The organism is Vibrio sp. 970, assembly GCF_033339075.1.
Genome location: NZ_JAWOTW010000374.1, coordinates 1 through 667, shown reverse-complemented (window position 1 = coordinate 667; position 667 = coordinate 1). Strand labels below are relative to the sequence as shown.

Annotated in this window: 1 protein-coding gene; it reads left to right on the top strand. The window is 45.4% G+C overall.

All coding sequences use genetic code 11. From position 1 onward, the window contains the following. Positions 1-156 precede the first annotated feature (156 nt). Positions 157-667 (top strand): Crp/Fnr family transcriptional regulator (locus R7Q11_RS26770; RefSeq protein ID WP_225467066.1); only part of this gene is annotated, 511 nt, incomplete at its 3' end.

Here is a 667-nt window from a genome sequence, read left to right as displayed (position 1 = left end):
GCTTTTTTTACTTGGTTTCATCGTCTTAATGGAAGGGGTACAATCCATCTGAGATTGTTATCAATAGTAATTGTCTGGATGAACAAGCAAACTGGCTTAGTCTTTGAGTTGCTCATTTGTCCGGATTCGCATCCTTCCTAGCGCAGAGAAAAACGCATGAAAATCAGCCCTTATCCGACTGGTCGCTTCAAAAACTATCTAGAACAGAAAAGTGCCGCGTTTCGTGATCTCATCTATCAGTGCCAAGTAAACACTCGTTATTTTGATGCAGGCGAAGCCATTTTGCGCCAAGGCGAGCAACTTCAGTACCTGTATATCGTGCCTGTTGGACGTGTTTCTATGAGCATTTTGGCCGCCAATGGGCGACGTTTCCAACTAGGGGAGGCGAACTGCGATTACCACATTTATGGCGAAATGGAGTACTTTACTCAAACCCCTTGCCAGTGGAATGTGGTGGCTGATGAGCACATGCAAGTCGATGTCATTTGCATTCAAAAACTCACCGAAGCACTACAGCAGCACCCTGAGATGATGGTGTTTTTTGCCTCTGCACTGGCAGAAGACTATCAGGACTCAATGGATATCTATACTAACCGTTTGCTGCATCCCATCACTTACAACATTGCCTATGATCTTCTCGTCCGTAATCAGACGGATACGCTGCTTG